This is a genomic window from Candidatus Margulisiibacteriota bacterium (genome assembly GCA_041650635.1).
Classification (GTDB): Bacteria; Margulisbacteria; WOR-1; order JAKLHX01; family JBAZKV01; genus JBAZKV01.
On record JBAZKV010000002.1, the window covers coordinates 73,315 to 99,129 of the forward strand.

The 25,815-nt window shown below is 45.9% G+C and carries 24 protein-coding genes and 5 tRNA genes; 8 read left to right on the plus strand and 21 right to left on the minus strand.

All coding sequences use genetic code 11. The features are described 5' to 3' along the window. The first annotated feature begins 142 nt into the window (after nucleotides 1–142). Nucleotides 143–1,858 (plus strand): hypothetical protein, encoded by a 1,716-nt coding sequence (locus tag WC490_00755; GenBank protein ID MFA5097147.1) that lies wholly within the window; start codon nucleotides 143–145, stop codon nucleotides 1,856–1,858. A 7-nt stretch (nucleotides 1,859–1,865) separates the two neighbouring features. Here WC490_00755 and lon read toward each other — a convergent pair whose 3' ends face one another. From lon to WC490_00775, 4 genes are all read right to left on the minus strand, one after another. Beyond that, nucleotides 1,866–4,373, minus strand: a complete 2,508-nt coding sequence (lon, locus tag WC490_00760) for an endopeptidase La (protein MFA5097148.1) — start codon at nucleotides 4,371–4,373, stop codon at nucleotides 1,866–1,868. Next, the gene (gene clpP / locus WC490_00765; protein ID MFA5097149.1) at nucleotides 4,373–4,993 is read right to left on the minus strand and encodes an ATP-dependent Clp endopeptidase proteolytic subunit ClpP; all 621 of its coding nucleotides are present in this window, start codon (nucleotides 4,991–4,993) and stop codon (nucleotides 4,373–4,375) included. The genes lon and clpP overlap by 1 nt, the downstream gene beginning before the upstream one ends. An 18-nt stretch (nucleotides 4,994–5,011) precedes the next feature. After that, nucleotides 5,012–6,292, minus strand: coding sequence for a trigger factor (gene tig, locus WC490_00770; protein ID MFA5097150.1), 1,281 nt, complete (start codon nucleotides 6,290–6,292; stop codon nucleotides 5,012–5,014). A gap of 216 nt (nucleotides 6,293–6,508) precedes the next feature. Beyond that, nucleotides 6,509–6,580 (minus strand) — tRNA-Gly (locus tag WC490_00775). A gap of 142 nt (nucleotides 6,581–6,722) precedes the next feature. On the opposite strand from WC490_00775, the gene WC490_00780 reads away from it, so the two are divergent. The 3 genes from WC490_00780 to WC490_00790 are packed head-to-tail and all read left to right on the plus strand — an operon-like array spanning nucleotide 6,723 to nucleotide 7,848. Then, complete coding sequence (locus WC490_00780) at nucleotides 6,723–7,004, plus strand: glutaredoxin family protein (protein MFA5097151.1); 282 nt, start codon at nucleotides 6,723–6,725, stop codon at nucleotides 7,002–7,004. Continuing rightward, nucleotides 7,001–7,483, plus strand: a complete 483-nt coding sequence (locus tag WC490_00785) for a ferredoxin-thioredoxin reductase catalytic domain-containing protein (protein MFA5097152.1) — start codon at nucleotides 7,001–7,003, stop codon at nucleotides 7,481–7,483. Before WC490_00780 ends, WC490_00785 begins: the two co-directional genes overlap by 4 nt. Before the next feature lie 5 nt (nucleotides 7,484–7,488). Then, nucleotides 7,489–7,848, plus strand: a complete 360-nt coding sequence (locus WC490_00790; GenBank protein MFA5097153.1) for a peptide chain release factor-like protein — start codon at nucleotides 7,489–7,491, stop codon at nucleotides 7,846–7,848. On the opposite strand, the gene WC490_00795 is transcribed toward WC490_00790, so the two are convergent. After that, complete coding sequence (locus tag WC490_00795; GenBank protein MFA5097154.1) at nucleotides 7,849–8,430, minus strand: flavin reductase family protein; 582 nt, start codon at nucleotides 8,428–8,430, stop codon at nucleotides 7,849–7,851. Between the two features lie 11 nt (nucleotides 8,431–8,441). Continuing rightward, nucleotides 8,442–8,525 (minus strand) — tRNA-Leu (locus WC490_00800). 140 nt (nucleotides 8,526–8,665) lie between these two features. Between WC490_00800 and WC490_00805 the strand changes: the two genes are divergently transcribed. Then, nucleotides 8,666–9,616, plus strand: coding sequence for a hypothetical protein (locus WC490_00805; GenBank protein ID MFA5097155.1), 951 nt, complete (start codon nucleotides 8,666–8,668; stop codon nucleotides 9,614–9,616). 46 nt (nucleotides 9,617–9,662) lie between these two features. On the opposite strand, the gene WC490_00810 is transcribed toward WC490_00805, so the two are convergent. From WC490_00810 to dcm, 3 genes are all read right to left on the minus strand, one after another. Further along, on the minus strand, nucleotides 9,663–9,860 hold the full coding sequence (locus tag WC490_00810; protein MFA5097156.1) for a hypothetical protein: 198 nt from the start codon (nucleotides 9,858–9,860) through the stop codon (nucleotides 9,663–9,665). A 351-nt stretch (nucleotides 9,861–10,211) separates the two neighbouring features. Further along, on the minus strand, nucleotides 10,212–11,417 hold the full coding sequence (locus WC490_00815) for a hypothetical protein (protein ID MFA5097157.1): 1,206 nt from the start codon (nucleotides 11,415–11,417) through the stop codon (nucleotides 10,212–10,214). A gap of 1 nt (nucleotide 11,418) precedes the next feature. Beyond that, nucleotides 11,419–13,929 (minus strand): DNA (cytosine-5-)-methyltransferase, encoded by a 2,511-nt coding sequence (gene dcm / locus WC490_00820; GenBank protein MFA5097158.1) that lies wholly within the window; start codon nucleotides 13,927–13,929, stop codon nucleotides 11,419–11,421. Between the two features lie 893 nt (nucleotides 13,930–14,822). Between dcm and WC490_00825 the strand changes: the two genes are divergently transcribed. Genes WC490_00825 through WC490_00835 form a run of 3 tightly spaced genes read left to right on the plus strand, consistent with a single transcriptional unit; the run spans nucleotide 14,823 to nucleotide 16,454 of the window. After that, on the plus strand, nucleotides 14,823–15,356 hold the full coding sequence (locus WC490_00825) for a DNA-processing protein DprA (protein ID MFA5097159.1): 534 nt from the start codon (nucleotides 14,823–14,825) through the stop codon (nucleotides 15,354–15,356). A 40-nt stretch (nucleotides 15,357–15,396) separates the two neighbouring features. Continuing rightward, nucleotides 15,397–15,732: a helix-turn-helix transcriptional regulator gene (locus WC490_00830; GenBank protein MFA5097160.1), complete on the plus strand. Its 336-nt coding sequence runs from the start codon at nucleotides 15,397–15,399 to the stop codon at nucleotides 15,730–15,732. After that, nucleotides 15,729–16,454: a hypothetical protein gene (locus WC490_00835; GenBank protein ID MFA5097161.1), complete on the plus strand. Its 726-nt coding sequence runs from the start codon at nucleotides 15,729–15,731 to the stop codon at nucleotides 16,452–16,454. Before WC490_00830 ends, WC490_00835 begins: the two co-directional genes overlap by 4 nt. A gap of 1,909 nt (nucleotides 16,455–18,363) precedes the next feature. On the opposite strand, the gene WC490_00840 is transcribed toward WC490_00835, so the two are convergent. The 12 genes from WC490_00840 to WC490_00895 form a co-directional block, all read right to left on the minus strand. Beyond that, nucleotides 18,364–18,436 (minus strand) — tRNA-Lys (locus tag WC490_00840). 129 nt (nucleotides 18,437–18,565) lie between these two features. Then, on the minus strand, nucleotides 18,566–19,111 hold the full coding sequence (locus tag WC490_00845; GenBank protein MFA5097162.1) for a hypothetical protein: 546 nt from the start codon (nucleotides 19,109–19,111) through the stop codon (nucleotides 18,566–18,568). Nucleotides 19,112–19,137: 26 nt separating this feature from the next. Beyond that, nucleotides 19,138–19,211 (minus strand) — tRNA-Arg (locus WC490_00850). Nucleotides 19,212–19,251: 40 nt separating this feature from the next. Continuing rightward, nucleotides 19,252–19,325, minus strand: a tRNA-Arg gene (locus WC490_00855). Nucleotides 19,326–19,337: 12 nt separating this feature from the next. Then, nucleotides 19,338–19,862 (minus strand): epoxyqueuosine reductase QueH, encoded by a 525-nt coding sequence (locus tag WC490_00860; GenBank protein MFA5097163.1) that lies wholly within the window; start codon nucleotides 19,860–19,862, stop codon nucleotides 19,338–19,340. A 97-nt stretch (nucleotides 19,863–19,959) separates the two neighbouring features. After that, nucleotides 19,960–20,475: a deoxyuridine 5'-triphosphate nucleotidohydrolase gene (locus tag WC490_00865; protein MFA5097164.1), complete on the minus strand. Its 516-nt coding sequence runs from the start codon at nucleotides 20,473–20,475 to the stop codon at nucleotides 19,960–19,962. A 10-nt stretch (nucleotides 20,476–20,485) separates the two neighbouring features. Next, nucleotides 20,486–20,863 (minus strand): thioesterase family protein, encoded by a 378-nt coding sequence (locus WC490_00870; GenBank protein MFA5097165.1) that lies wholly within the window; start codon nucleotides 20,861–20,863, stop codon nucleotides 20,486–20,488. Beyond that, on the minus strand, nucleotides 20,863–21,294 hold the full coding sequence (locus WC490_00875; GenBank protein ID MFA5097166.1) for an ACT domain-containing protein: 432 nt from the start codon (nucleotides 21,292–21,294) through the stop codon (nucleotides 20,863–20,865). Before WC490_00875 ends, WC490_00870 begins: the two co-directional genes overlap by 1 nt. A 13-nt stretch (nucleotides 21,295–21,307) precedes the next feature. Continuing rightward, nucleotides 21,308–22,609: a phenylacetate--CoA ligase gene (locus WC490_00880; GenBank protein ID MFA5097167.1), complete on the minus strand. Its 1,302-nt coding sequence runs from the start codon at nucleotides 22,607–22,609 to the stop codon at nucleotides 21,308–21,310. Next, on the minus strand, nucleotides 22,606–23,091 hold the full coding sequence (locus WC490_00885; protein ID MFA5097168.1) for an indolepyruvate oxidoreductase subunit beta: 486 nt from the start codon (nucleotides 23,089–23,091) through the stop codon (nucleotides 22,606–22,608). The genes WC490_00880 and WC490_00885 overlap by 4 nt, the downstream gene beginning before the upstream one ends. Next, nucleotides 23,088–24,647: a thiamine pyrophosphate-dependent enzyme gene (locus WC490_00890; protein ID MFA5097169.1), complete on the minus strand. Its 1,560-nt coding sequence runs from the start codon at nucleotides 24,645–24,647 to the stop codon at nucleotides 23,088–23,090. Before WC490_00890 ends, WC490_00885 begins: the two co-directional genes overlap by 4 nt. Nucleotides 24,648–24,660: 13 nt before the next feature. Continuing rightward, nucleotides 24,661–25,809, minus strand: coding sequence for a DUF763 domain-containing protein (locus WC490_00895; protein MFA5097170.1), 1,149 nt, complete (start codon nucleotides 25,807–25,809; stop codon nucleotides 24,661–24,663). Nucleotides 25,810–25,815 lie beyond the last annotated feature (6 nt).

Genomic DNA, 25,815 nt, shown 5'->3' on the forward strand with positions numbered 1-25,815 from the left:
AGATATATATACTACATCTTCTTCATGAACCGCTACCCTCCCGGGCATTATTCACCGCAAAAATGGTATTTAGCGTCAAATTTAACGATAATTATTTGTAGGGGGGTCTGGACTAAAAATATACTTGGAGAAGGATAATACGATGAGATTAGAGCAAGGTCTGCAGATCGGCGGACAGTCAAAAGCAGGATCAGCAAGGCTCAAAGTTGTGGAGCGCGATCCCAGGACTGTTCAGGGTTCAGAAAGACCTTTGGAAAGCGGGCCGTCTGCGGTTGAGCGTTTAGAACAAAGGCCCAAAGTGACGGATTTTTCTCAGGATGATATCGACAGGACCGCATATTTTGAGGGATTCCCTCCTGAAGATTACCGTATTATAGCCAGAATTACCCGGGATATTCTAAGGGAATCCGATCTCAGCCGCTTCAAGACTTCTAAAGAACTGTCTGCATTTATGAAAGAAGAGCTGCTTAAAAGACTTGAGGGCTATCCACAAGTAAAAGACATATTCCAGAGGCATCTTGCCCGTCCCGAAATGGCTGGGCTGGTTGCGGAAAAGAGAACACAGCTTCTTGATTATACGTTTTCAGGTATGAGCAGGGAAGACCGCGCAGCATTGATGAAGCCGATAGAGGACGCGATCAATAAGGCCGTGGGGGCAGGCACGCCTTTAGAAAAAGCGTTGGTTTCCTATGATGTGCAAAAGGCCTATTTTGACATGGAAAAGATCTTACAAAACATCCCCCTATATAAAGACGCTCTGGCCGAATTGCTTTCAAAGGATAAACTGTTTGAAGAGATATTCGCCTTCCAGGAGGGTTTCAGGGCGCGGGAAATGGCACAGGGTCCTGTGGGCAGACCCATTATCTCCGCCTTAGTATATTCATATACGGATGACAAAGATAGCAAGGAAGCTCTTGGCAAACTGGGGATCGACACAAAACGTCTTGGCAGAGAACAAGCTAGAAGACTGGCAGTTTTAGGAGGTTTGGAACAGGATGAAGCGTCCGCCATGTTAAACGGCCTTAAGGACATTAGATCCAGCAAAGCGTATGTGGTCAGCCTGGATGTTAAAAGCGGCATAGAGGCTCACCTTGCTGAAAAGCCGTTAGCTTTGGCCGCCTATAAAAAAATGCTGGAGAATACCAGGCCGATCCCGGAGCTTGGCAGGATAACCTATAAGAGGATGCTGGACACCCAGATAGAGATGCTTCACGCTCTGCCGGACGGAGAAGAAAAACAGGCCGCCATCAGGCACTGTGAAGAAAGCCTGGAGGCTTTGAAAGCGGTGCCGGACAAAGAAGTGGGTATGTCTCTGGTGCAAGCCGCATATATAGAACTTAAGGAGCTTGAGGAAGGGGCCCGCAGGGTACTGTCAAGTACTGACAACAAATATAGAGAAATGGTCGCGACTTATGAGGATGTAAAGTCCCTTTATGCCCAGAAGCTTTTCTGCGACTGTATAAGAGACCCTCAGACTAAAGAGGCCATAGGCGCAATGGAATGGGATGCCGATAAGATGAGCTTTCTTTCTCCAGAGGATTTGATGTCCGCTATTTCCGCAAAACTTGGTTCTGCAGAACTGTCAAGGGACCAGAAACAGCGGCTTAATTACCTTTTGGCTTTATGTTTCGAAGAAGCGGGCAAAGTCCAGGAGGTCGGAGCTTTTCAAAGTAAAATAGGCATGTATGAAATTGGATTCAGGAACGAATTGTATAGAAGTATGAGGGCAGAGATCGCAAAAAGGCCGTATGGTGCAAGCCTTGTCGCCATCTGCGACTCGCTGATTGATGTTGAACTCAAAGAACTAAATGAATTGTTCCAGCCCCCTAAAACAAACGAACAGATCCTGTCGGTTTAACAGCCTTTCAGGCCAGCATCTGCCCGTGGACCGAAGGGGGGTCGATTTCGTGCCTTCTTGCCTTTGACGGCCTTTCTTCTTCTTTTTCGCTTTCAAAGGAGATGTTAAGCTCGCTCCTTACCTGGTCCTCCTTGTGTTCCAGTATCCCTTTTGGCACCTTGGTCAAAGCGGTTTTGAGAACATCGTCCATGTGCTTTGCCGGTACAAAGTCCATCTTAAGGTCGCCTTTGAACTGCTTTTTTATCTCTTCAAGGTCTTTGGTGTTCTCGCAAGGAAAAACCACCGTTTTTATCCCGGCTCTTTTTGCCGCCAGGAGTTTTTCTTTTAACCCTCCTATCGGAAGGACCCTTCCGCGCAGAGTTATCTCCCCGGTCATGGCCACCTCTCTTTTGACGGGGATCCCGGTAAGAGCCGAAGTAAGCGCGGTTGCCATGGTGATGCCGGCGGACGGACCGTCTTTGGGGACCGCGCCTTCCGGCACATGCACATGTATGTCAACTTTTCTGTAAAAATTCTCTTCAAGCCCGAGAGCGCTGGCCCTGGACCGCACAAAGCTCATCGCGGCCTTTGCGCTCTCCTGCATCACATCGCCCAGCATTCCCGTAAGTGTCAGGCTGCCCTTGCCGTTCATAACGGTGACCTCTATCGGTATCGTGTCCCCTCCCACTTCGGTCCACACCAGCCCGGTAACCGCACCCACCTGGTCCTTTTCTTCGGCAATGCCGAAGGAATGCCTGGAGGGCCCCAGATATTCTTTTAGGTCCTCCGGCTTGATGTGTTTTGCTTCGTCCTTTTTTCTCTTTACCATTGCGGTGGCTGCCTTGCGCAGGACCGTATCGATCGTCCTTTCCAGATTCCTGACACCGGCCTCCCTTGTATACTCGCGTATTATCTTGAGAAGGGTCTTGTCCTCAAAACTGATGAGGTCTTTAGAAAGACCGTGCTTCCCCAGGGCTTTGGGCAGCAAGTGGTCCTTGGCTATGCCGAGTTTTTCCTCTTCTGTATAGCCGCTCATCTCTATTATCTCCATCCTGTCGCGCAGCGGCCTGGGGATGGGCTCTATCGTGTTGGCCGTGGTAATAAAGAACACATCCGACAGGTCAAAGGCCACTTCAAGATAGTGGTCAGAAAACTCTTTGTTCTGCTCGGGATCAAGCACTTCCAGTAGCGCTGCGGCAGGGTCTCCCCTGAAATCATTGCCCAGTTTGTCAATTTCGTCCAGAAGAAAAACAGGGTTATTTACCTTTACCTTTGCAACGGACTGGATTATCCTTCCCGGCATGGAACCCACATAGGTCCTGCGGTGGCCCCTTATCTCGGCCTCGTCCCTGACACCGCCCAAAGAAATGCGGGCGAACTTTCTCCCTATGGCCCTTGCTATCGATTTTCCCACTGATGTCTTGCCGACCCCCGGAGGCCCCGCCAGACAAAGAATGGTGCCGGCCATCTTTCCCGTACGCTCCAACACGGCAAAATATTCAAGGATCCTCTCTTTTACCTTGTCCAGGCCAAAATGATCTTCGTTAAGTATCTTTTCAACTTCAGCGATATCGATCCTGCTTTTTGTCTTCTTCTTCCACGGCAGGTCTATTATCCAGTCAAGGTATGTGCGGATGACGGTTGCCTCGGCCACCATTGAGGGCATCTTGGAAAGCCTCTCGAGTTCTTTTTTTGCCTTTTCTTTTACCTCATCCGGCAGTTTTGCGGCCTCCAGCTTTTTCCTGTACTCCCCTATCTCGGGCGAGGCGTCCTCGTCCTCAACCCCCAGTTCGTCCTGGATCGCCTTGAGTTTTTCTTTAAGATAATATTCTTTCTGGACCCTGTCTATCTGCTTCTTCACCTTGCCCTGAAGTTTTTTTTCTACCTCAAGCACCTCTATCTCTTTTGCGAGCATTTCGGAAAGCTTTTTCAACCTCTTGATCACAGGCACCGCTTCAAGGATCTGCTGCTTTTCTTCCACCTTTAAGGTCAGATACGATGCCACCAGGTCAGCCAGACGGCCGGGGTTTTCCACATTGATTATGGACATCAGGGTTTCAGAAGGTATACGCTTGTTCAATTTTACATAGTTCTCAAAATTCTTTATCACCACCCGGACCAGCGCTTCTATTTCGACAGAAACATCCGTTTCTTCGGGCAGGCGCGATATCTTGACCTTGTAGTACGGGTCGTCCTGCGTAAAATCCTCTATCTTTACTCTTGCGACCCCCTCAACAAGCACTTTTGTGGTGCCATCGGGAAGTGCCACCATCTGGACCACCTCAGCCAGGGTACCTATAGAGCAGATATCCTTCGGGGATGGTTCTTCTATATCTTCGGACCTCTGCGATGCGAACACAATAAGGCGTTCCTTTTCTATCGTGTCCTCGAGCGCCTTTACGGATTTGCTGCGGCCTATAAAGAGAGGGACTATCATCTGGGGAAAGACCACCATGTTCCGGAGCGGGATGAGAGGAAGTTCGTCCTTCCACTCTACCGGGGGCTTGGCTGGAGGGGTTTTTTCGGCCTTTTCCATTATTTTTTGCCTTTTACGGTATCCGCAGTTCTTTTAATTTTGCCCGCTTCAAGGACTTCGTCTATCAGGCCGTACTTGACCGCTTCTGCCGGGGACATGTAGAAGTCCCTGTCTGTATCTTTTGCTATCTTTTCTATGCTCTGGCCTGTATGTTTGGCAAGGATAGCATTGAGAAGGCCTTTTATCTTGATTATTTCCTGCGCCTGTATCTCGATGTCGGTTGCCTGCCCCTGGGCGCCTCCAAGCGGCTGATGGATCAGGACCCTTGAATTGGGAAGGGCAAACCTTTTGCCTTTGTTGCCCGCCGCAAGAAGCAGAGCACCCATGCTGGCCGCCTGCCCCACACAGATGGTAGAAATCGGCATCTGCACATACTGCATGGTGTCATAGATCGCCAGCCCTGCCGTCACGACCCCTCCGGGAGAGTTTATGTAAATGTAAGCCTCTTTGTCCCTGTCCTCTGCCTGAAGGAACAGTATCTGGGCGATTATCAGGTTGGCAATGTCATCGTCTATGGCGCCCCCGATAAAGATTATCCTTTCCTTTAGAAGCCTGGAATAGATGTCGTAGGCTCGCTCTCCTTTTGAGGTCTGTTCTATGACCATTGGAAGGACCGTCATGACTTGCTCCTTTCGAGGCTATTTTATCTTAGCATCCCTGACTATAATGTCCATAGCTTTTCTTCTAAGCAAATGGTCTTTGATATAGTCCCTTACAGCGGGGTTGGAACTGTAGTCCTGCAATTGGGCTCCGGATTCCAGAGCCGCGGCTTCTATCTCTTTCTGGAGCTCTTCTTCGCTCACTTCTACGCTTTCGGCCCCGGCTATTGCGCGAAGCACCAATTTGGCTTTGGCCCTTGAGGAAGCCCCCTGAAAAAGCTGGGACCTGAAAGCTGTCATGTCGATCTTTCTGCTGGCAAGATAGCCCTCCAGCGTCAGACCTGACCTTTCCAGATTGGCTCTGGTCTCATCCGCCATAGAATCGATCTCCCTCTCCACGATGGAGCGCGGGATATCGACTTTGCTTTCCGAGGAAACAGCCTCGAGCAGAGCGTCTTTAAGCCTTGCGTCCTCTTCCAGTCTTGCGGACTCTTCAAATCTCCTGCGCAGATCGCCCCGGTACTCTTCCACGGTCTTAAAAGAACTTATCTTGGAAACATATTCATCATTAAAGTCCGGCAAATTCCTTTCGATGAGTTTATTCAGCGACACTTTAAAATCCGCCCTCTTGCCGGCGAACCTGGGAATAAAATAGTCCTGCGGCAGGTCAACGGAGAACTCTTTGGAAGAACCTATTTCCATTCCGTAAATGTTCTTGTCAAAATCCGGTGCTATCCGGTTGTCGCCCAAAAGTACGGGCAGGGACCTCTGGCTTAGGTCTTCCTCCTGCTTTCCCTCACAGGAGCCTTCTATGTCGAGTTCGGCTATGTCGCCTTCACGGGCTGCCCTGTCCCCGACTTCTTTAAGCTGGGCGCTTTGCTCAAGAATGGACTTGATATACGCATCAAGGTCTTTTTCCTCGATAGTTCTTTCTTTCTTTTCCGCCTTAAGCCCTTTGTATTTGCCAAGTGTAACTTCCGGTTCAACATCCACTTCAACACCTAAAAGACAGGACTCTTCGTCCTTGACAGAGACAACCTTATAAGAAGGATAATCCACAGGACGGAGTCCTGTTTCCTTGAGGATAGCGGGATATGCTTCCTGCATTATGAAATCCGCGGCCCTGTCGTTGATCGCGCTCTTGTCGAACTGCTTCTCCAGCATCGACTTGGGGGCCTTGCCGGGCCTGAACCCGGGTATCTTTACGCTGCGCGCGGCCTCTTTATAGACCTTATCAACCGCCTGCAGATATTCTTTATAATCCACCTCGAACTCAAGTGATACCCTGCTGCCGTTCTTTTCCTGCTTGACGATTTTCAAAAGCCTCTCCTTTATAAAAAAAGCGGGAGAAGGGACTTGAACCCTCGACCTCGCTTCGCTCTCCATAGGGGCTCCGCCCCTCTGGCGGCCCTCGGCAAGCTCGGGCCTGTCACCCCTTAAGGGAAACTCCCGTTTCCCTTAACAACCCTTCCCAGGTCGAGATAACATTGCTCTTTATCCGGCCATAATCCATCAGCCTTAGGCCTTAAGCCAATAAGCGGGAGAAGGGACTTGAACCCTCGACCTTCTCCTTGGCAAGGAGACGTTCTACCACTGAACTACTCCCGCTTGTCCTGAGCGAACGAAGTGAGTCGAAGGACACCTCGACTCTCATTCAACTCTCTTATCTGGATTATAGCAAAAAGGAGAGAGGGCTTCAATAAAGCCCTGCGTGTTATATAATGGAGACAATAAAAAGGGGGAAAACATCATGATAGATTATACGGTGGTTGAAGGCAAAGAAAAAGCGGATGTCACACTGTATGCTCTAAGCACCTGCGGCTGGTGCCTCAAGACAAAAAAACTGCTTAACTCGCTCGGGATCAAGTACAGATATGTGTATGTTGATAAGCTTGACGAAAAAGAAAGTACAGAGGCGGCAAAAGAGATATTAAAATGGAATCCGGACGAGTCCTTCCCTACCCTTGTCATAGACAACAGCAGCTGCATACTCGGTTTTGACGAAGAAAAGATCAAGGAAAAACTGGGATGACGGACGCGCAGGCCCTGGTCTCAAAACTTAAGACGGATGCAAAGGCCGGGGGTTATTTTATCAACCCGGATGAGGAATTGACCGGCATCCTGGCCAATGGGCTCCTGACGAATGAAAAAAGGTACGGCTATATGGCCTGCCCCTGCCGCCTTGCAAGCGGCAGCAAAGAAAAAGACCTTGACCTCATCTGTCCGTGCGATTACAGGGACATCGACCTGACCGAGTTCGGCTGCTGCTATTGCGCCCTTTATGTTTCTAAAGAGATCTACGAAGGCAAAAAGAAAGCCTCTTCAATACCGGACAGGAGGAAAAAAGCAATGAAAGAACAGAAAAAACAGGACATTAAACCGCTTTCGGGAGAACTCAAATATCCCGTGCTGCGCTGCAAGGTATGCGGCTATCTGTGCGCAAGAGAAAGCGCCCCGGAGATCTGTCCGGTCTGCAAGGCAGGAAAAGAAAGGTTTGAGAGATTTTTATAAAATCAATGACCACCTTCAAAGAATCGGACCTTATTGAAAAATTCATCCGCTCAAGCGGCCCCGGCGGGCAGAATGTGAACAAAGTATCTACCGCAGTCTATCTAAAGCACATTCCCACAGGTATTGAGGTCAAATGCGGAAGAGAAAGGTCGCAGGCGCTTAACCGCGCTCTTGCCAGAAAGCTTTTGCAACAGAAAATAGAGAATATGCTCCTGGGCAAACGATCGGCGCAGCAGCAGAAGTTTGAAAAGATAAGAAGACAAAAGAGAAGAAGGTCGCGGCGCTCCAAAGAGAAGATGCTGAAAGATAAAAAGATCGTTTCTATCAAGAAAAAATCCCGAAAGATATTGTTTAGCGAAGAATGATCAGGCGCGTTTCTTTTTCTTTGCCACCGAAAAACCGAATTTTCCTACCTGCCTTCCAAGCGCGTAATATCTTCCGTGGCAATAGGCGATCACTCCTGCTTTATCCATCCTGAAAGCCCCGGCCCGGTCTAGGAATCTTTTGTCCGCGTGGACAGCAAGCACTTTTGAGATGAACATGTCGTGGGTCCCAAGACTTTTTATATCAACTACTTTGCATTCTATGTTAAGAGGGCTTTCCTTTATCAGAGGGGCTTTTACCTGCGATGCTTCTGATGCTGTCAGCCGCAGGCTTTTGAACTTGTCCAGGTCCCTGCCGGATTTCACCCCGCAAAAGTCCGCCGCAAAGGCAAGCTTTTCGGTTGCAAGGTTTAGGACGAATTCTTTTCTATTTTTAAGTATCTCATAGGAATGCCTTATAGGGCGCACAGAAATGGAAAGCATCGCCGGCTCAGAACAGATGGTTGCGGTCCATGAGATCGTGATGATGTTATACCCGTCTTTTTCTGTACCGCAGGAAACCATTGCCACCGGCAGAGGGTAAAGCATGGTCCCGGGCTTCCATATCTCTTTTTCTGTGTTCATTTGTTAATATCTGCCGGAGAGAGGATTTGAACCTCCAAGCCCTTTCGGGCACATGATCCTAAGTCATGCGCGTATGCCAATTCCGCCACTCCGGCCAGTCTGCCAGCTTGCCCGCCGAAGCCCCTCGATTTACTCGGGGCGTAGGCGGGTTCCACCACCGCGGCGTAGTTTGATTATAACCCATGGAAATTGAATTTTTCCACAAAAATTGACGATATATCAGAAGGATCATTAAATGGTATCGCCAGCAAAATATGTGCCCGGAAGAGAAATTGCATTCTACGACTTTGGCAGGACCTGCGCCTCAGGCAACAGGATCATACCCCGGGAGATCGCGCTTTCGTCCCGAAAGTTTATGAGCGGTTTGCTTCAGCCAGGCACAGAGTGGCCCCGGCTCCAGGAAGGCATACTCGCAGGAAGCGAGACAGCCCTAAAAGGTTTTCTTACGGCGCTGACGCTGTCGTTCTCCGATGTCAGAGGCCCGGTCTATCCCAAAAAGCCGCTGCTTGGCGAAACGGACGCCTGCCGCCTTGCCGCAAAAATAATGGACAAAGCCGTATTGCACACGCCAAGCTATTATGACCATGAAGAAGAGGAGTTTAATCCGGAATTCCTGCTCGGTATTTCCGGGCTCAGGGGTTCTGCACTTTTACCGATTTTTAGATGTGCTCACGAGGTCGCACACAACGCTTTAAAGCTGTCCTTTAATATGGATGCGGGAAACCGCATTCTGGCGGCCCTGCACGAATATGACGCGGATGTCAAAGCTCATGCTCTTATCGAATCAATGGGGTGCGGAGCTTTAGCCCATGAGGATATAGCGCAGCATTACACTTACAGCTATCACTATTCAAACGCGGAAAACCCCGGGATGGACAGGATCCCCAATAGATATGACGAAGGAAGAGGCGCTGTATTCCCGCTTATGAGGTCAAAAAAAGTCTCTTGGGCGGATGCCGCCGTGCTTCTGAGCGGGATAGAAAAGGCCATGGCAGAAAACCGGAGGCTGCCTTCGATGTCCGGGATCTCCTTTTTCCATTTGTCGCTCTGCAACGGAAGAATCGAGTTTGACACTGATAGGATAGCAGAGTGGGTAAAGGGAGGACTTTTTGTAACAAGATTCCACCTCGTCCAGGACCCTATAGAGGAAGACTGGGACCCTTATAATTTTATAAGTGTTTATTGATCATCCCGGCCCGGCCCCGTATATCCGGCGCCGGAGCTCAAGGGCCTTATTTTTTTGCAAAGAATCTCCACAGAGGCCGCGCTGCCGCTGCTGCCGTAAGCAATACCAGCATCAGATAGCTGATATCCAGCAGCTGCACAAAAAGCTTGACGATCACAATAGTAAAAAAGAAAACAGCCAGTTTGGTAAGGGCTATGTCCCAGATATCCATATTCTGCGTCATTTTGCTGAGCCTATCCATCATATACTTCCCCTCCCCTCCTGAATTTTTGACATGGACCCGTGTTGAGAGTATATAACACAAGGCTTTGGACTGCAATGCTGAGGGACCCTGAGCGATCCTGAGCAACGAAAGTAGTGAGGAGTCGAAGGGGAGTCGAAATGTGCGCCTCAACAATAATTCTAAAACTATCGGTCTGATCTCTCTGATTATACCTAATGCCATACATGGCTGCAAGAAGCGAAATATTGGGCGGCTTGGTCGCAAGAAATAATGTTCGGGCTTTGCTCCTCCCACACCCTCCGCAAAGCCCTATTGCTTTTGATGATGGCGGGGAGAAATCAGACCTTAATAAATACCTAAAATCGATATCAGTTATCTGAAGATTTTTCTTATAACATCCTTAATTTCTTTGAAAGACATATCATATTTCAGGCTTAAAGATAGTCCCTTATTAATCACATGCACAAATGACTCCTTTGAATATATAAATTCACCGGCTCTTAAAGATTCCTCTATGGTTTCTGCTTTTGCCAAAAGACATATCAATTGGTAATCCTTATCAACATATTGGTAATTTCCATTCTTGTGCGCTTTATTTGAATGTTGGCTTGGCGTTAGCTTTATTAAATTCTCTGTATAATGGGCCAATTCCGGAAATTTATTTTTTGGAAATATGTGATGGACCTGAGTCGCCTGGCCATTTCCCCAAGTATCATGTATTTCGCTATCCAAATATTTCGCTTTAATAATATTAACTGCTTTTTGTGTTAGATAATGATCATAACCTGTGTTTTGAGATACTAAGATATCTTCCGACTCCTGTCTTGATATCTTCTTTGATTCCTGTCTTGAAATTCCCTTTGCTTTCTTTACATCCCGCCAGTTGATCCGGTTATACATTAAATCGCTATAATGAAAAGGATGTTTTGACGCTTTACCTGCTTCACTTCCAGGCAAACCATTTTCAACTGCATAAATATTGAATATTTTAGGGAATATTCTTTTTGGTTCAAAGTCTTTCTTAATGGAGGTGTTTCCTTTGATAAATCTTTCAAACCTGTTTTTAATTCTTATATATTCGGCCGCATAATCATCACCAACATCACAAATTGTTTTATAATTTTCAAAATACGCCATTAGCCCGCTGTCTCTTAACACCTTTTCTATATAATCGCACAAAAACACATATGCGTTTCTATCTTTAAATGCTATATATTGTAGAATCTCTGGACTAACAATTTTAAAGTAATTCTTTTGCCCCCTCCTCTTGCAAGAAAGAACACCTGCATAGGACAACGCTTTCAATGGCTGTTGAATAAATTTGTCGTACTCATGTTTTGCAGCTGGGTTTTTTACCGATGGCTTGTTAAAGACAGCCTTAACGTTCTCATTAAAATATTGTGAGTCCCAAATATCCTGAACAGTAAATTCCTTATTTATATCCGACCCCACAACATTTATCGCGCAATCCGCAATAATCGAGAGGACGTCAGGAGTGACTTTCTGATCCATAAAACGAGCATCATGTGTCTTTCTTATATCAAGGTCATTAATATTTAGATATGATCTGATGTCCATATCACACTTCTTTCATTATTCCAAAAAAGTGGACAGAATTACTGTCAATATTTAGCGAGCGTGTCCCATAATTTCTAGCTATCGAATAATATTGTTCAAATTCTTCTGAATTATAATATTCCAAATCCTTTAATGTTACAGGACGGCTTCCATTTTTGGGGGTTAGTATAGCAACGGACCCGTCAGATATTGAATTTTTTGGCATAAAACAAGCCCTAGGGTAATATGTTAAATTCGGGACGAGAATTGCATCTTTTCGGTTTATGTATTCATGCACTTTCAAAAATGAAGCATCATCTATATAAGTATCATAGTTATTGATGCTTAATACTTTATTGCTGCCTATATTCCTTGACTTCAATACTCTAATTTTGCCTTTATTTGAAGTAATCTTCTTTGTAATTTGCCTGTCACGAAATGCCTTAAAAATCCCCAGATGCATTTTGTTTGACACACTGTCAAAGTATTCATTTCTGTATATCACCCAATACGGATATCTATCTGATGTTATATACTGCTGATTTTGATAGTTCACGGATTCATTCACATATGATTCAATCTTGGTTTTTCCATTATCTTTTTTTTGTCTTACCCTATTGATAATCATGCTTACGGTTTCGATCTTTACCCCTTTAAATGCCTCTTCACCATAATCAGTAATTTTGGCTATTGATTTAGAGGCTATTATATTCCGTGTAACATCATACTCAGGTGAATTTATAAGGCTTTTTGGAACAATTAAAGCGACCACATTACCTATATCTAAAGATTTTTCCATGAAAAAAGAAAACAAATTATTCGATTTTCTATTCTTGGCACTGCTCTTATATTCCGCTAGCAACTCTTTATTGTTTGATATCTTTTTGAACGGAGGATTCCCTATTATGACATCGTATGAATTATCAAAGGAGTGTTTGAGATAGTCCGCGTGGATAAAGTTTATACGTATATTTGAAGGAACATTTAGCGCCTTAAGTAAATATCTAAGCACATCCAGAGCCTCTTTTTCCACATCAATCACATCAATAACAACTTCAGGGATACTCTTATATTTTTCAATCAATATTGGCAAAAAGTTGCCCGCACCAACGGATGGTTCAAGAATTCTTATCTTCTGGTACTTTTCAGCAGCAGGCAAGTCATTTATCATCGTAAAACATATGTCTTGTCTTGTATAATAAGCTGCATTTTCCAATCTTTTTGAATTTGACAATTCTACAATCTTCGATAAAGCAACAAAGCCCAACCGCTCAGGATTATTCTTCACAAACATTTTTAGCTTATTAATATTATGGAGATCATACTCGCTAATTATTTTGCTTATGTTTTTGTCGTTGATTGGCGGAAACAAAGTAGTTTTCTTAATGTTTTTTGCAATTTGATGAAAAATAATTGTTGGAACTGCTTCACCGATTGATTGGCGAATGTTCATCTCTTCTTTTCTTAATATTTCCCTTTTCTCATTAATTGATAGTTTATTCAAGAGTTTTTCGTCAGCATCAAGCCACCTAAAACTGTCAGGAATAGACATCATTATCATTAATTCTCTAATGCTGAAGACCCTATTGTCCTTTGGATGAATTGTATTTTGGCTTGCCAGAATATCATTTCTTGTATGGACACATGGGGCAGGCTTGTCCCAATAGCACCTGCTATATTTATCTCCATTTTTATTGGCATTACACACAATAACTCCGCCTATTTTTTTGTGTGGGATATTATTCTTGTTTGTATTATTAAAAGCAGACTCTCCCTCCTTAATATCTTTAATCCAATTCAACATGTTTTGATTATAGGAACGAAACCCGTGAAAGATATCATTTGGAGATATATCTCCCATTGCTTTTAACTCCGGCAAATGACCTATTGCCTTTCGCAGAGTACTTTCTTTTTGTTGTTTTGGGAATATGTCATAGGGAGAAATATCAAAGATATCTTTTCTTGAGCCTATAACAATAGTCCTTGTTCTGCTTGAGGGGCTACCATAATCTTTAAAATTTACGATCTTAAACAATATATGATATCTCCCGCCAAGGTTATTCTCAATCGCATCTCTGATTTTTTTTGATTTTCCGTCAAGATCAATGCATTCCGTTGTCAAAAATGATCGAACATTCTCAAACACAAAAAATCTTGGGTTTAGTTCTTTGGTTATTTTTATCGACTCGATAACTAGAGAATTCCTGCATTTCTCATTTTTCTTTTTATGATTAGCTACAGACATGCCTTGACAAGGAGGTGTTGCAAGAATAACATCGAGCTCTTTTAAATCGTATTTATTCTTATATAAATTGTATTCATCATAAACCTTGGATTTTGTAATATGATTGGTAAGGTCACCACAGATATATCCTGAATCAATATTGCATTTATGATTTCTTCTCTGGATGTTTAAGCGTTTCTCTATTATCTCTACGGTTGCTATGCAGTTGAATCCCTCAATCTTAAACCCATAACATCCGATGCCAGCCCCGCTGAATAAACTTATATATGTTAATTTCTTATTTTTCATCATATTTCCTATTAAAAAACAAAAAACCTACGCATTTTCTGCGAGGTTTTACTTATTTTCATGTGGAGGTTTCCCCCTCGGAACTCACCACGTATTTGCACATATTTATATAATACTTTTTGATAAGTGTCAATGTCTTTATTTGATTGCTCTACTTGAATGCGGCTCTTACCATTATTGATATCATTATGAATTATTGCAAGCCCATCTGCAAGATACCAAATATTCAATTTCATTAATTTAGAAAAATCTCGATATCGGTATTTATTGCTTGGCGGGCGCACATTAGAGTGGGCGGTCATAAGGAAGCGCCCGCCATATAACGAAACCGCCCAATATTTCTTTAATATGGGCCGTACTTGGCATTAGGTATAATCAGAGAGATCAGACCGATAGTTTTAGAATTATTGTTGAGGCGCAGTTGATTATTGTTGCGAACTAATGTTCCGCAAGGTTTTTCTTCAGCAGTTTTTAACTTCCCTTTTTCATTTTTAAAAGCACTATCAAGGCGGCTTGGGGCTGGGTGGCGGCAGCCCCAAGCCGCAGAAAGATGCTCTTCCTAGCACAATTCTTTTTTCTTATCGCCATTTAAGAAGGCGGGCTCGTAATTGGCGCTGTCCAACAGTGCTACTTCTATTGCCTCTTTAGAATAAATTAAAAGATGTGCCTTTTTGAGCTGAAATATATTGTCCTCTCCCTGTTTTCCCAGTTTATCATTTCCCCGCTTTTCGCTGTCAAGTTGGGACCGATCTGATCGGTCCCAACTGCTCCAGTCAGCTTCGACTCGCCTGCGCGGCAATGAGACACATAGCTCCGGCTCGCTCATCCTCCTTCCGCCCCTACGGGTGACAGCGGCGGGGAAATGATCCTTGATTCTCAAGGAGGTGTCGTATATGTCTATTCACCGTTTGGCAGGGGTTGTGGGGTCCCGTTCTCTTCCGGTTCGTTTTGCTCCGCTCGTTGATCAGGTTGTGTCTTTGCTTCTGTCTCGCGGGTTTGATGTGGCTTCGGGCGGCGCCGTGGGCGCTGATCAGTTTGCTTTGTCTGCTCTCCTTGGTTGCGGCGCTTCATCTCGCGGCGTTATTCATTCAGCCTGGTCTTCTATTGCGGGTTTCCCCTCCCAGGTCCGCGCTGATGTGGTTCGGTTCATTGCGGCCGGGGGTCGCGTGGTCTGGGGCTCTGCTTCTGCCGGTTCTCCCCGCTCTGTTGCCGTTTCTGCTCTTCTTGGCCGCAATAGGCGTTTGGTTTCCGCATCCTCTGTCATTGTTGCCTTTCTTCACGGGTCCTCGCGCGGCTCTCTTTACACAGTTCGTCAGGCTGTTTCCCGGGGCGTTCCTGTCATCGTCTTTCTTTGCGGCTCAGGTGCTTATATCCCATTTGATCTTTCCGCCTATTGCCACATCTTTAATTATGCTTCAGGAATTTAACTGTGTTGACTTTTACCTGCAACTTTTGTACAATAAAGCCATGTTTGGCAATAGGATCAGAGAACTTAGGAATAAAGAAGATCTTACGCAAAGAGAATTTGCCAAGAAGATTGGGATCGATTTTACATACTTAAGCAAAATCGAGAACGGAAAAATGGATCCTCCTTCAGAAGCAACAATAATGAAGATGGCTGAGGTCTTGAAGGTGAATTCTGATGAATTATTGACTCTTGCAAAGAAATTTCCTAAAGATTTGAATGATATCTTGCATAAGAACCCGCGAACGATCGAACTTCTTCGTGCGATTCAGTCAAAAAGGATAACTGACGACGAAATCGATAAATTATTCGATAGGATTAAACACGAAAAACGATGAAATATATCTCATACGATAAAATCGAAACTTTGACCGAGCAAAGACTTTGCGAATATGAAAGTAAATTCGGTCAGATAGTTTCGCCTCCGATTCCCATCGACAAAATAATTGAAAGATTATTCAGCCTGCGTATTCTCTGGGAAAATATTCACGAAGAAGATGGGGAGGTGATCCTCGGTGGTCTTCGTCCGAACGAGAAGCAGATTGTTCTGAATGATTCGAGAATGCCTCTTTTTAATAAATATGAAGGATTAGAGCCTTTTACAAAGGGCCATGAGTTGGGGCATTGGGACTTGCTCGAGGAAAAAGATTTGATTGGCCACCAGATGTTCAACTTTTTGACAAAAAGCAGCTTTGTTTTGAGGAGTTCATCTGATAAAGATGCCGAAAAAGTCAGAGTGCTAATTGCAAATCTTTGGAAAGGACCTGATTTCTACAAAGTAATAAAATCTATTGAAGGCAAAAAAGATGATGCAATTACAAAAAGAATTATTGACAGATATGCAAGTACCCTTTTGATGCCAAAACATCTGATAAAAAAAGTTTGCGCAACTCTTGATATTTTGAGCTGGAGCGATCTATATAAGCTACGTAAAATCTTTAATGTGACAATTTCTGCCCTTACCGTGAGGCTTCAACAGCTGAATATGATATACATTGATAACAAGAAAATCTATAAGTCAAAGGAGGATGCAATCGGTCAATTAGCCCTAATAAGATAGGATTCGAGCATCGCCCTATTAGGGCATTTTTTATAAGGTCGATGTTGCAGTTGAATATCAACGCAACAAATAAGGGCGATAGATAATTACGAAAGGGGTGATTGACGTGGCTACACAGTCGGAAATAATTGCGGCTATCGAGCAGCGAGTAACTACTTCCAAGACAGTACAGTATTCCATTTGGACTATAGGGATAACAGCTGATCCAAAACAACGAAGAGATCAACATGAATCTGATGGAAAAAACACAGCCCACTGGATGCATTGGAAAGCTGATTCAGAAACGATAGCAAGGAATGTTGAAAAATACTTCCTAAGTAAAGGCATGAAAGGTGACGTAGGCGGAGGAATTTATCCAACATACGTTTATATTTTCTAGCCAGTTTTGTATCCCAAGGGTATTGCGTTAAATGCTCTACCCTTGGGGGCATATAAAGAAAGGAGAACAAGCGTATGAAAGCCGCTATCTATACGAGGGTTTCTACCGATGGACAGGCCGAGGTCGAGTTTAATTCGTGCGAGACACAGGAGATCAAGATCAGGTCGTTCATATCAAGCCAGAATGATCTTGAGGTCCATAAGGTCTATTCCGACCAAGGATATACAGGAGCCAATACAGACCGGCCTGCCCTGCAGGAGATGATAGGCGACATACAGAATGGGAAGATCAATCTTGTTATCGCGTATAAGATCGACCGCTTAACAAGATCTCCTAAAGATTTTTATCAGCTTATTGAGATCTTTGAGCAATACAACGTCAGTTTTATATCAGTCACGGAAAGATTTGACACCTCTACCCCATCCGGAAGGCTTTTGAGGAATATAATGCTCACTTTTGCCCAATTTGAGCGTGAGCTCATCAGCGAAAGAATAAAAGACAAAATGTTTGAACGCGCTAAAAAGGGCTTTTGGTGCGCCGGAGTAACGCCTTTCGGCTATAAGAGAGAAAACAAAAGGCTGGTAATTGAACCAAGGGAAGCGGATATTATTAGGACCATATTTGAAACCTTTGTTTCAACAGGGGTCTTGGCTGAAGTATATGAGCTGTTAAAAAAGAAAAAGATGTTTGGCAGGAATGGACTGCCCATATTGAAAACCTGCATTTCTTACATCTTAAGGTCCACAGTTTATGTGGGAAAGGTCAGGCATAACGGGAATTTTTATAAAGGTTTGCATGAGCCGCTTATTTCAGAAGAGCTCTTTCAAGAAGCTCAATTATTATTTAAGCCACTTAATAAAAAAAGCAAAGTCTTTAACTATACGCTATTTCCGGGATTGGTCAGGTGTAAAGAATGCGGCTCGGTTATGACATCAGTTTTTACGAACAAATTCAGCAACGGCAAGCGGGTAAGGTATTTTTATTATCGCTGCACATCAATAGTAAAAAGAGACGGATCGTTCTGCGGCATCAAACAGGTAAGCTCCGACAGATTAGACTCATATATCGTTGATAATCTCGATAAAATAGCAAAAAATCAGCAGTACCTGGATAGTTTGATTTTTATGCTCAATAATCAGGCCAAGGGTAGGCAAATTGGGGTCGAACCAAACGGGGACGGCTCTTTTTATACCTCCGAAAGAGTGCGCGAGATCATAGGAAAGATCGTTAAAGCCTCAAAACTGCAAGGAAATGTTGAAAAGAGGGCTGTCATAAAAAGGCACATCAAGGCATTAATTTATTCAAAAGAGGCAATAGAAGTATCCCTGTTGTACAGCGCAAATGACTCGCCCGCATTCGAAAATGGCTCTAAGAAAAAAGAATTGAGCACGGAAGACCATCATTCGGCGGCTTGGGTCTGCCGCCACCCAGCCCCAAGCCGCCTTGATAGTGCTTTTAAAAATGAAAAAGGGAAGTTAAAAACTGCTGAAGAAAAACCTTGCGGAACATTAGTTCGCAACAATAATCAACTGCGCCATGTTGGATTCGAACCAACGGCCCGCTGCTTAAGAGGCAGCTGCTCTACCAACTGAGCTAATGGCGCAAAACTAATAAACCTTCACTGCCTAGCACTGAGCGACCCCGAGCCCTGTCGAGGGGGAGTCGAAGTGCTAATGGCGCAAATAAGAAAGCTTTCAAATAAAATTATAACATGACACAACGGGGCAAATGGTCATCTTCTTCTCTTGTCCGCAAGCGAAAGGATGCCGATCGCCAAAAATCCTCCTGCCAGAGCGGTAAGCAGCTGCGGCCAGGTCATCATGACGGCAACGGCCTGAGGGATGTCCACAGCCTGCAGCCTGCCGCCCACCAGCAGAGTGACCGGCCTTGCCATCGTTATGGATACCATCATATACAGGAAAACAGCCTTAAGGAAAGCGCCGCCACAAACTGCAATGAACCTGCCCTTTTGCATCAAAGCGTTGTACACACTTACATATATGGCATTACTGATCACAATAAAGGGGACCATAACAAGGAGAGCAATAGGCAGCACCGCAGAGAAGGATGCTACTATAGGAGTGATGAGCCCCAGCATAATAGCCCTTTCCACCCCGCATTTTTCGGTGCAGATTATGAGTATCATGTTCACGATAACGCCTGTTATCATCTGAGGCATCCCGAACAGGATAAAAAGTATTGCGGCAAGCCCCAAAAGGAGCGCCTGGACCTGGCTCGAGACTTTTGTCTGTTTTAAGATACCCTCTGAAGCATTCATCGTGTTTTCTCCTTTCCTGATATATCTGCGCCCGGCGGGATTTGAACCCACAACCTACAGCTCCGGAGGCTGTCGCTCTATCCAGTTGAGCCACGGGCGCATGAATAGATTATAGCAACCAAAAAGAGCGCAGTCGAATGTGCGCTTGGGGCGACTCGAACGCCCGGCCTACTGCTTCGAAGGCAGTTGCTCTATCCAACTGAGCTACAAGCGCGTGCCCGGTTAATTATCTAATACTGTACCTGCATCCGCAATAGTTCTGGCAGTATAGTCCGTTTTGCTTAGCAAAATCGTGCGTCTTCTTGAACCCGTCCTGTTTCTTAAAATCGTATTTAAGGAAGGTATCCCCTCCCGCTCTCCCGCCCTCCTGCTCTACTGTCTTAGCGTTCTTATGCGGACTTACGGTCAATGTAGAGGTAAAGAAAGGGATATTGAGCTTCCTAGCCATTCTTGCCGTCTCTTCGAGCCGCATTTGGAAGCAGACCGTACACCGCAAACCGCCTTCCGCCTCGGTCTCAAGGCCCTTGACTTTTAAAAACCATGCATCGGGATCATATTTGCCTTCTATAAGATCAAAGTTCAGCAGCTGCGACACTTTTTGGGCCACAGTGAGTCTTCTTATGTATTCTTCTTCAGGCTGGATGTTGGGATCATAAAAGAAGCCTGCGACCTCATAACCGTCTGAGCGGAGTTTTTCTACCGGCCAGGAGGCGCACACCCCGCAGCAGATATGGAGCAGGACCTTTTTCATAAGATCCCGACGCTAAAGACCTCGACGAGCTCGGTCGAGTCGCGTCGGCTCCTGTCCGGAAAAACCGGAGCCGACCTTTTAAGGTCGGGTCGTTTTTTCACTTTAGGTCTTTGTAAATGCCGCTGTAGCCCTGCGCAACTTCGCTGATGCGCGAAAAGGCCAGCTGCAGCACTCTGGCGTTCTGTTTAAGATCAAGCCCCTGGGGATTTTCTACCACCAAAAGGAATTCGCTCTTGCCGCAAAATCCCGCGTCCCAGATCCCGTTCTGGGTAAAGGCCCCCGCTCTCAGCAGCGTTGTCCTGGTAAAAGCAAACCCCATAAGGTCGTTGGGGATATTGACGGTCTCGTTGGTCCTGACCTTGTAGGCGCCTTTTTTAAGATGCCACCAGCCAAAGGGATCCTCCGGAGCCCCTTTTTCTGGCATCATCTCCCGGCATTCCGGAAGCGCCCTTTCCCTGTTGGAAAAATCAACGGCTCCACGACCGGTAAATTCGAATATCTTTTCAACTGTCAGGTCAAAGCCGTTCTGCGTCAGCTGTTTATCAAGCGAAAAATAGCCTTCTATGAGATTCTCTCCCTTTATCAGTTCTTCTATTTCGTGTTTGCTGAGCATTGTTGCCTTTCTATGTCAGAGCTCTTTTTACTTCGTCAGGGATCTTTAGCAGTTTTAATGCCGGGTCAACGCAGGCCATAATTGTCTTTGCTTTTGCAACTGTTTTTCCGTCCTGGTTCTTAATAACGCAATCAAACACGATCTTGATCTTTTTTATTTCCGAAATGACCGTCTCTGTCTCAAGGATGTCCCCGTACTTTGCGGGAGCCTCATAGTCTATTTCCTGCCTTGCGACCGCAAACCATATCCCGCTGTCTGCCAGGGCTTTTACATCAAGGCCTTTGCTCTCAAGATATTCAGTTCTTGCCTCTTCAAGATATTTAAGATAATTGCCGTAATAGACCACCCCGCCGCAGTCGGTGTCGTGATAATAGATTCGTGTTTTCATTATAGCGCCGATATGTCCTTTGCTTTGACCGTGTTTATTCTGTTCTTAATAAGGATCTTCACCGCTTGCTGCGGGTCTTCAAAGCGGAACACCATGAGCGCTTTGTCCGTATGTTTTTCGACAAAGCCGTACATATACTCGAGGTTCAAATCGTTGTCGTCAATAACTTTCAGGACCTTTGCCAGACCTCCCGGCTCATCTTCGACCTCAACAGCCACTATCTCGGTAGTTTCTGCGGTAAACCCGGCCTCTTTGAGGGCATTTGCAGCGGCATCGGGCCTGTCCGTAACCATCCGCAGTATGCCAAAGTCGCTGCTTTCCGCAATGGTCAACGCCTTTATATTGACACAGGCCTTGCCCAGAACGCTGCTAACCTCATAAAGGCGCCCTTTCCTGTTCTCCAAAAAAACCGAGATCTGGCAGATCAGCATGGCTAATGCCCTCCTATGTTTTCCTTTTATCGATCACTCTGCTGGCTTTACCCTCGCTTCTTGCAAGGGACCTCGGCTCCACCAGTTTTACCCTGGCAAAGATCCCCAGCACCGATGCCATCTCTTTCCGTATCTTTTCCTCGAGTATGTTCATCTTTTTTATCTCGTCAGAAAATATCTTCTGGTCAACCTCCACATGTATCTCTATTTCGTCAAGCTTTCCCTGCCCCCTGTCGACCACTATCTGGTACTGCGGTTTTACTCCTTCTATGCTCAAAAGCACATGCTCTATCTGTGAAGGAAAGATATTGATCCCCCGCACTATTATCATGTCATCTGTCCTGCCCTTGATCTTGCTGATGCGCGGCAGCGTCCTTCCGCACCTGCACTTCTTGTGGTCAATGCTCACTATGTCCCTTGTCCTGTACCTGATCAGGGGAATGCCTTTTTTGGTCAGCGTCGTTATCACAAGCTCTCCGCTGTCGCCTTCTTTGGCCTCCCTGCCCGTTGCGGAGTCTATCACCTCGGGATAGAACAAGTCTGAGAACACATGAAGCCCTGCCTTATAAGAGCATTCCTGCGCTACTCCGGGACCGATTATCTCGGACAGGCCGTATATATCAAGGGCCGTCATTTTCCAGGAGGCTTCAAGGTCCTTTCTTATCGATTCGCTCCAGGGCTCTGCGCCAAAGACCCCTATTTCCCATGAGCTTTTTCCTGTATCCATCCCCATTTCTGCAGCTTCCTCTGCCATATACAGGGCATAGCTTGGCGTGCTCGCAAGGATCCTTGGCTTAAAGTCCTCCATCAGTTTTAGCTGTCTTTTAGTCTGTCCTGACGAAGCCGGTATGACCACAAGACCCATCTCCAGCGCGCCGTAGTGGAGTCCAAGCCCTCCGGTAAAAAGGCCGTAGCCGTAAGCCACCTGTATCAGATCGCCCGGGTTGGCTCCCGCGCAGCAAAGAGCCCTTGCGACCACTTTGGACCAAAGCTTTAGATCATCTTTTGTGTATCCCACCACGGTCGGATTTCCTGTGGTGCCCGAAGACACATGTATCTCCGCCAGGCTTCTTAAAGGGACAGAAAACAGCCCGAAGGGATAATTGTCCCTAAGATCTTCTTTTGTGGTAAATGGAAGTCTTGTTATATCGGATATATCGTTTATGGAACCCGGCTTTACCCCTAACTCATCGAACCTTTTTCTGTAAAAAGGACTGTTCTCGTTAACATACCTGACCGTCTCTTTCAGGTTGCGGGACTGCAGGTCCTTTAAGGCACCGGCTTCCGCGCATTCGACCCGTTCTTCCCATATCATTGAACCGCTCTCCTTCCCTCATCAAAAGCAATGAGGTTTTCCTTTAAATGCTTTTCAGAAAACACCTCTTTTACTGCTTTTTCCCAGCTGTTGCGGCTTATTCCCAGGTGAACTGACAAGGCACCCAGGATAAAGGTGTTCATCAGTTTTTTATTGGTAACTGCTAAGGCCGCTCTGTCTATTAACGGGATGAGATCCCTTCCCTGCTGCGCCAGGTATCCCAGCCTGTTCTCCCCCTCGTTCTTTTGAAAAGCCACAAGGTAATCGGCTCCGGCATACGGGATCAGCGGAGAAAAAACCTCTTTGCCGTAGCGGACATGCGATTCAACAGAGCCGCCCCTTTGAGACATTCCGTGGACCTCCGATTTTTTTGCGTGAAAACCATCGTTGATGGCCGCTTTTGCGCATATCTCTGCCGCTGACAGGACCCCCTGCCCTCCTATTCCGCAGAACAGAATATTAACGGTCTCTTGCTTTTTCATTTTCTTTTTTCCAGAAGAACGCACGGCTGTCTTGCTATGATGACCGACAATTTCTTTTCGTTCAATCTTTGTTTGATAAGTTCTTCCAGCTTCTCCGTATCCTGGCAGGCAACCACATCAACATTATCGGCTCCGCAGGCCTTGCAAAGGTCTTCCAGTATCAGTTTTTTTGTAATCTTTCCTTTTAAAGTGATGCCGACCGCCGGATGCGGCTGATTGCCGGTCATAGCAGTGGTCCCGTTATCAAGAATGATAAGGACTGCGTTCGTTTTGTTATATGCCATGTCTATCAGCCCCGGAACACCGGAGTGGACAAAAGTCGAATCACCTATCACCCCAACTATTTTTTCACCTAGTATTTTTGAAAAACCCTCAAGAAAAGTCGCCCCGCTGCCCATGTCAAGCTGGGTATGGAGCGCTTCAAAAGGAGCGGAATACGCCAGAGTATAACACCCGATATCTCCGGTGACCGTCACTTTTAATTTTTTCAGGATAGTAAACACATTTATATGAGGACATCCTGGACACAGGACGGGGCGTTTTTCTTTCTGCTCTCTGTATGGCTTTTCTTTTCCTTCTATTATCAAAGGGATGTATTCCGGCTTTAACTCCCCCAGGCAGAATGACTTATACTTTGAAATGGGCCTGATGCCCATGGCCGCGATCTGGTCCTGCATAAAGGGCTCAAGCTCTTCAACAACATAAATGACATCAACCGTTTCCGAGAACTTCCTGATCATTTTTTTAGGAAGAGGGTTAGAAAGACCTATCTTAAGATAAGAAAAGTCGGGATACATCTCTTTGCAATAAAGATATGACACCCCGGTTGTTATTATTCCGGCCCGTTTGGAATTCATCTCGGCCCTGTTGAACTCAAAAGAATCGCTGAACTTTTCAAGCCTTGCCAGTTTTTCATGAAGTTCTTTATGCCTAACAGTGGCATTCTTAGGGACCATCACATATTTAGAGGCATCAACTTTAAACTTCTTATTGGGAACGTCTTTTCTGGTTGAAACATCAAAGTTCTCTTTGGTGTGGGCTATCCTGGTCGTTATCCTTATCATTACCGGCAGATCGTACTCTTCGCTCATCTCAAACGCTTCTTTTGTCATCATATAGGCTTCATAGGGGGAAGAAGGCTCAAGCATGGGAAGCCCGGCAAATCTGGCTATATACCTGTTATCCTGTTCGCTTTGGGAGGAATGAAGCCCCGGATCATCCGCCGAAACAACGACAAAACCAGCATTTATTCCGGTATATGCGGATATCATGAGGGGATCCATCGCCACATTTATCCCGACATGCTTGGCAGCAAAAAGCGACCTCGCGCCTGCAATAGAAGCCGCAAGGGCTACTTCGTAAGCGATCTTCTCGTTAACGCTCCATTGGCTGTCAACTTCGTCAAATCCCGCAAGGTGTTCCAGTATCTCTGTGGCAGGTGTACCCGGGTAGGAAGCCGCAAATTTGAGCCCTGCTTCATATGCTCCGCGGGCAATGGCTTCGTCCCCCGAAAGAAAAACATTTTTGCGATTATTATGCGCGGCCATTTTTTTCATTATACCGCAAAACCTATGAGCGCAGATTGTCCAGCATCCTTGCCCTGTCGCAGCGGGAAAGTTTTGTTTTTTTAACGACTTTAGAGAAGAATTCTATCGTACTGTCATATGTGGGGCGGTCAACGGGATAAGGGGTAGCGTCCTTGCCGCCGTGAGCAAAAGAATATCTGGCGGGGTCCTCGTAAGAAGCATTGGCTCCGTAGATCACCTCCGACACCAGAGAGAGCGCTCTGATGGTCTTTGGCCCGACTCCTTCTTTTGATAGCAGTTCTTCATAGCTGGCGGGCTTTTCGTCGCACAGTTTGAACAGGATCTTTTCCAGATATTTGCTCTTTGAAAAATCCTCATTCTCTACCGGGTGATGCTCAAATTCCCTGTCCGGCAGTTTAAGCAGTGTTGTTTTTTCTCCCCTGTGTTTAAAGGAGACCATCTTAGAGTATTCGCTGTAATGCCTGCGAAGCAGTTCGATGTCTTTCATCAAAGTATTGAACCCTCCGCGCACAAGCTCCGTGCTAAGGGCCCTGTTCTTTGTGCTGTTTTTTGCTGTCAGGTCAAGGGCAGGAACTTTGACCTGGCTGGCGATGCCGGAGTGCGGCTCGCATACCAGGTCTGTTATCTTTTCGGAATACCAGTGGTACCTGCGCGCGGTGGCATTCTGCGTGTTCATACCCTGCTGTACCACCGCCCAGGCCCCGCCGCAGGAAAAGAAAAAAGCGTGGTGATATATCTGAAAGCCGTCCTGGATAAGAGAGCTGTCCACCTTGGCCGCCATCTTTGAGTTGTAGACCAGGTTCTCACCTCTTTTGTCAGGAAGGCTCAGGCGCTCCGCCCAGCTCCGTATCTCTTCCGGGGTCTTTCTGGAGGTTTTACCTTTGCCGCCGCAGATAAAAAGCCCGAGCCGTCCTTCCATACCTCTGATCGCTTCCTTCAGTGCGGCAGTGAGTATCGTGGTCAGCCCGGAAGCGTTCCAATCAAACGCAAGTACCGTGCCAAGCGACTGGAACCAGACGGGATCCCCTATCCTTTTTATGAACTCCCCGCTGCCGTGCTCCTCTATGATGACCTCCATCATCTCTCTTCCAAGGAGAACCATCCTGTCAAAGAGCCATTTGGGGCATTTTCCCGTATCAAGAGTAAAAGTGGCGATGCCGCGGTCGATCATTGGAGC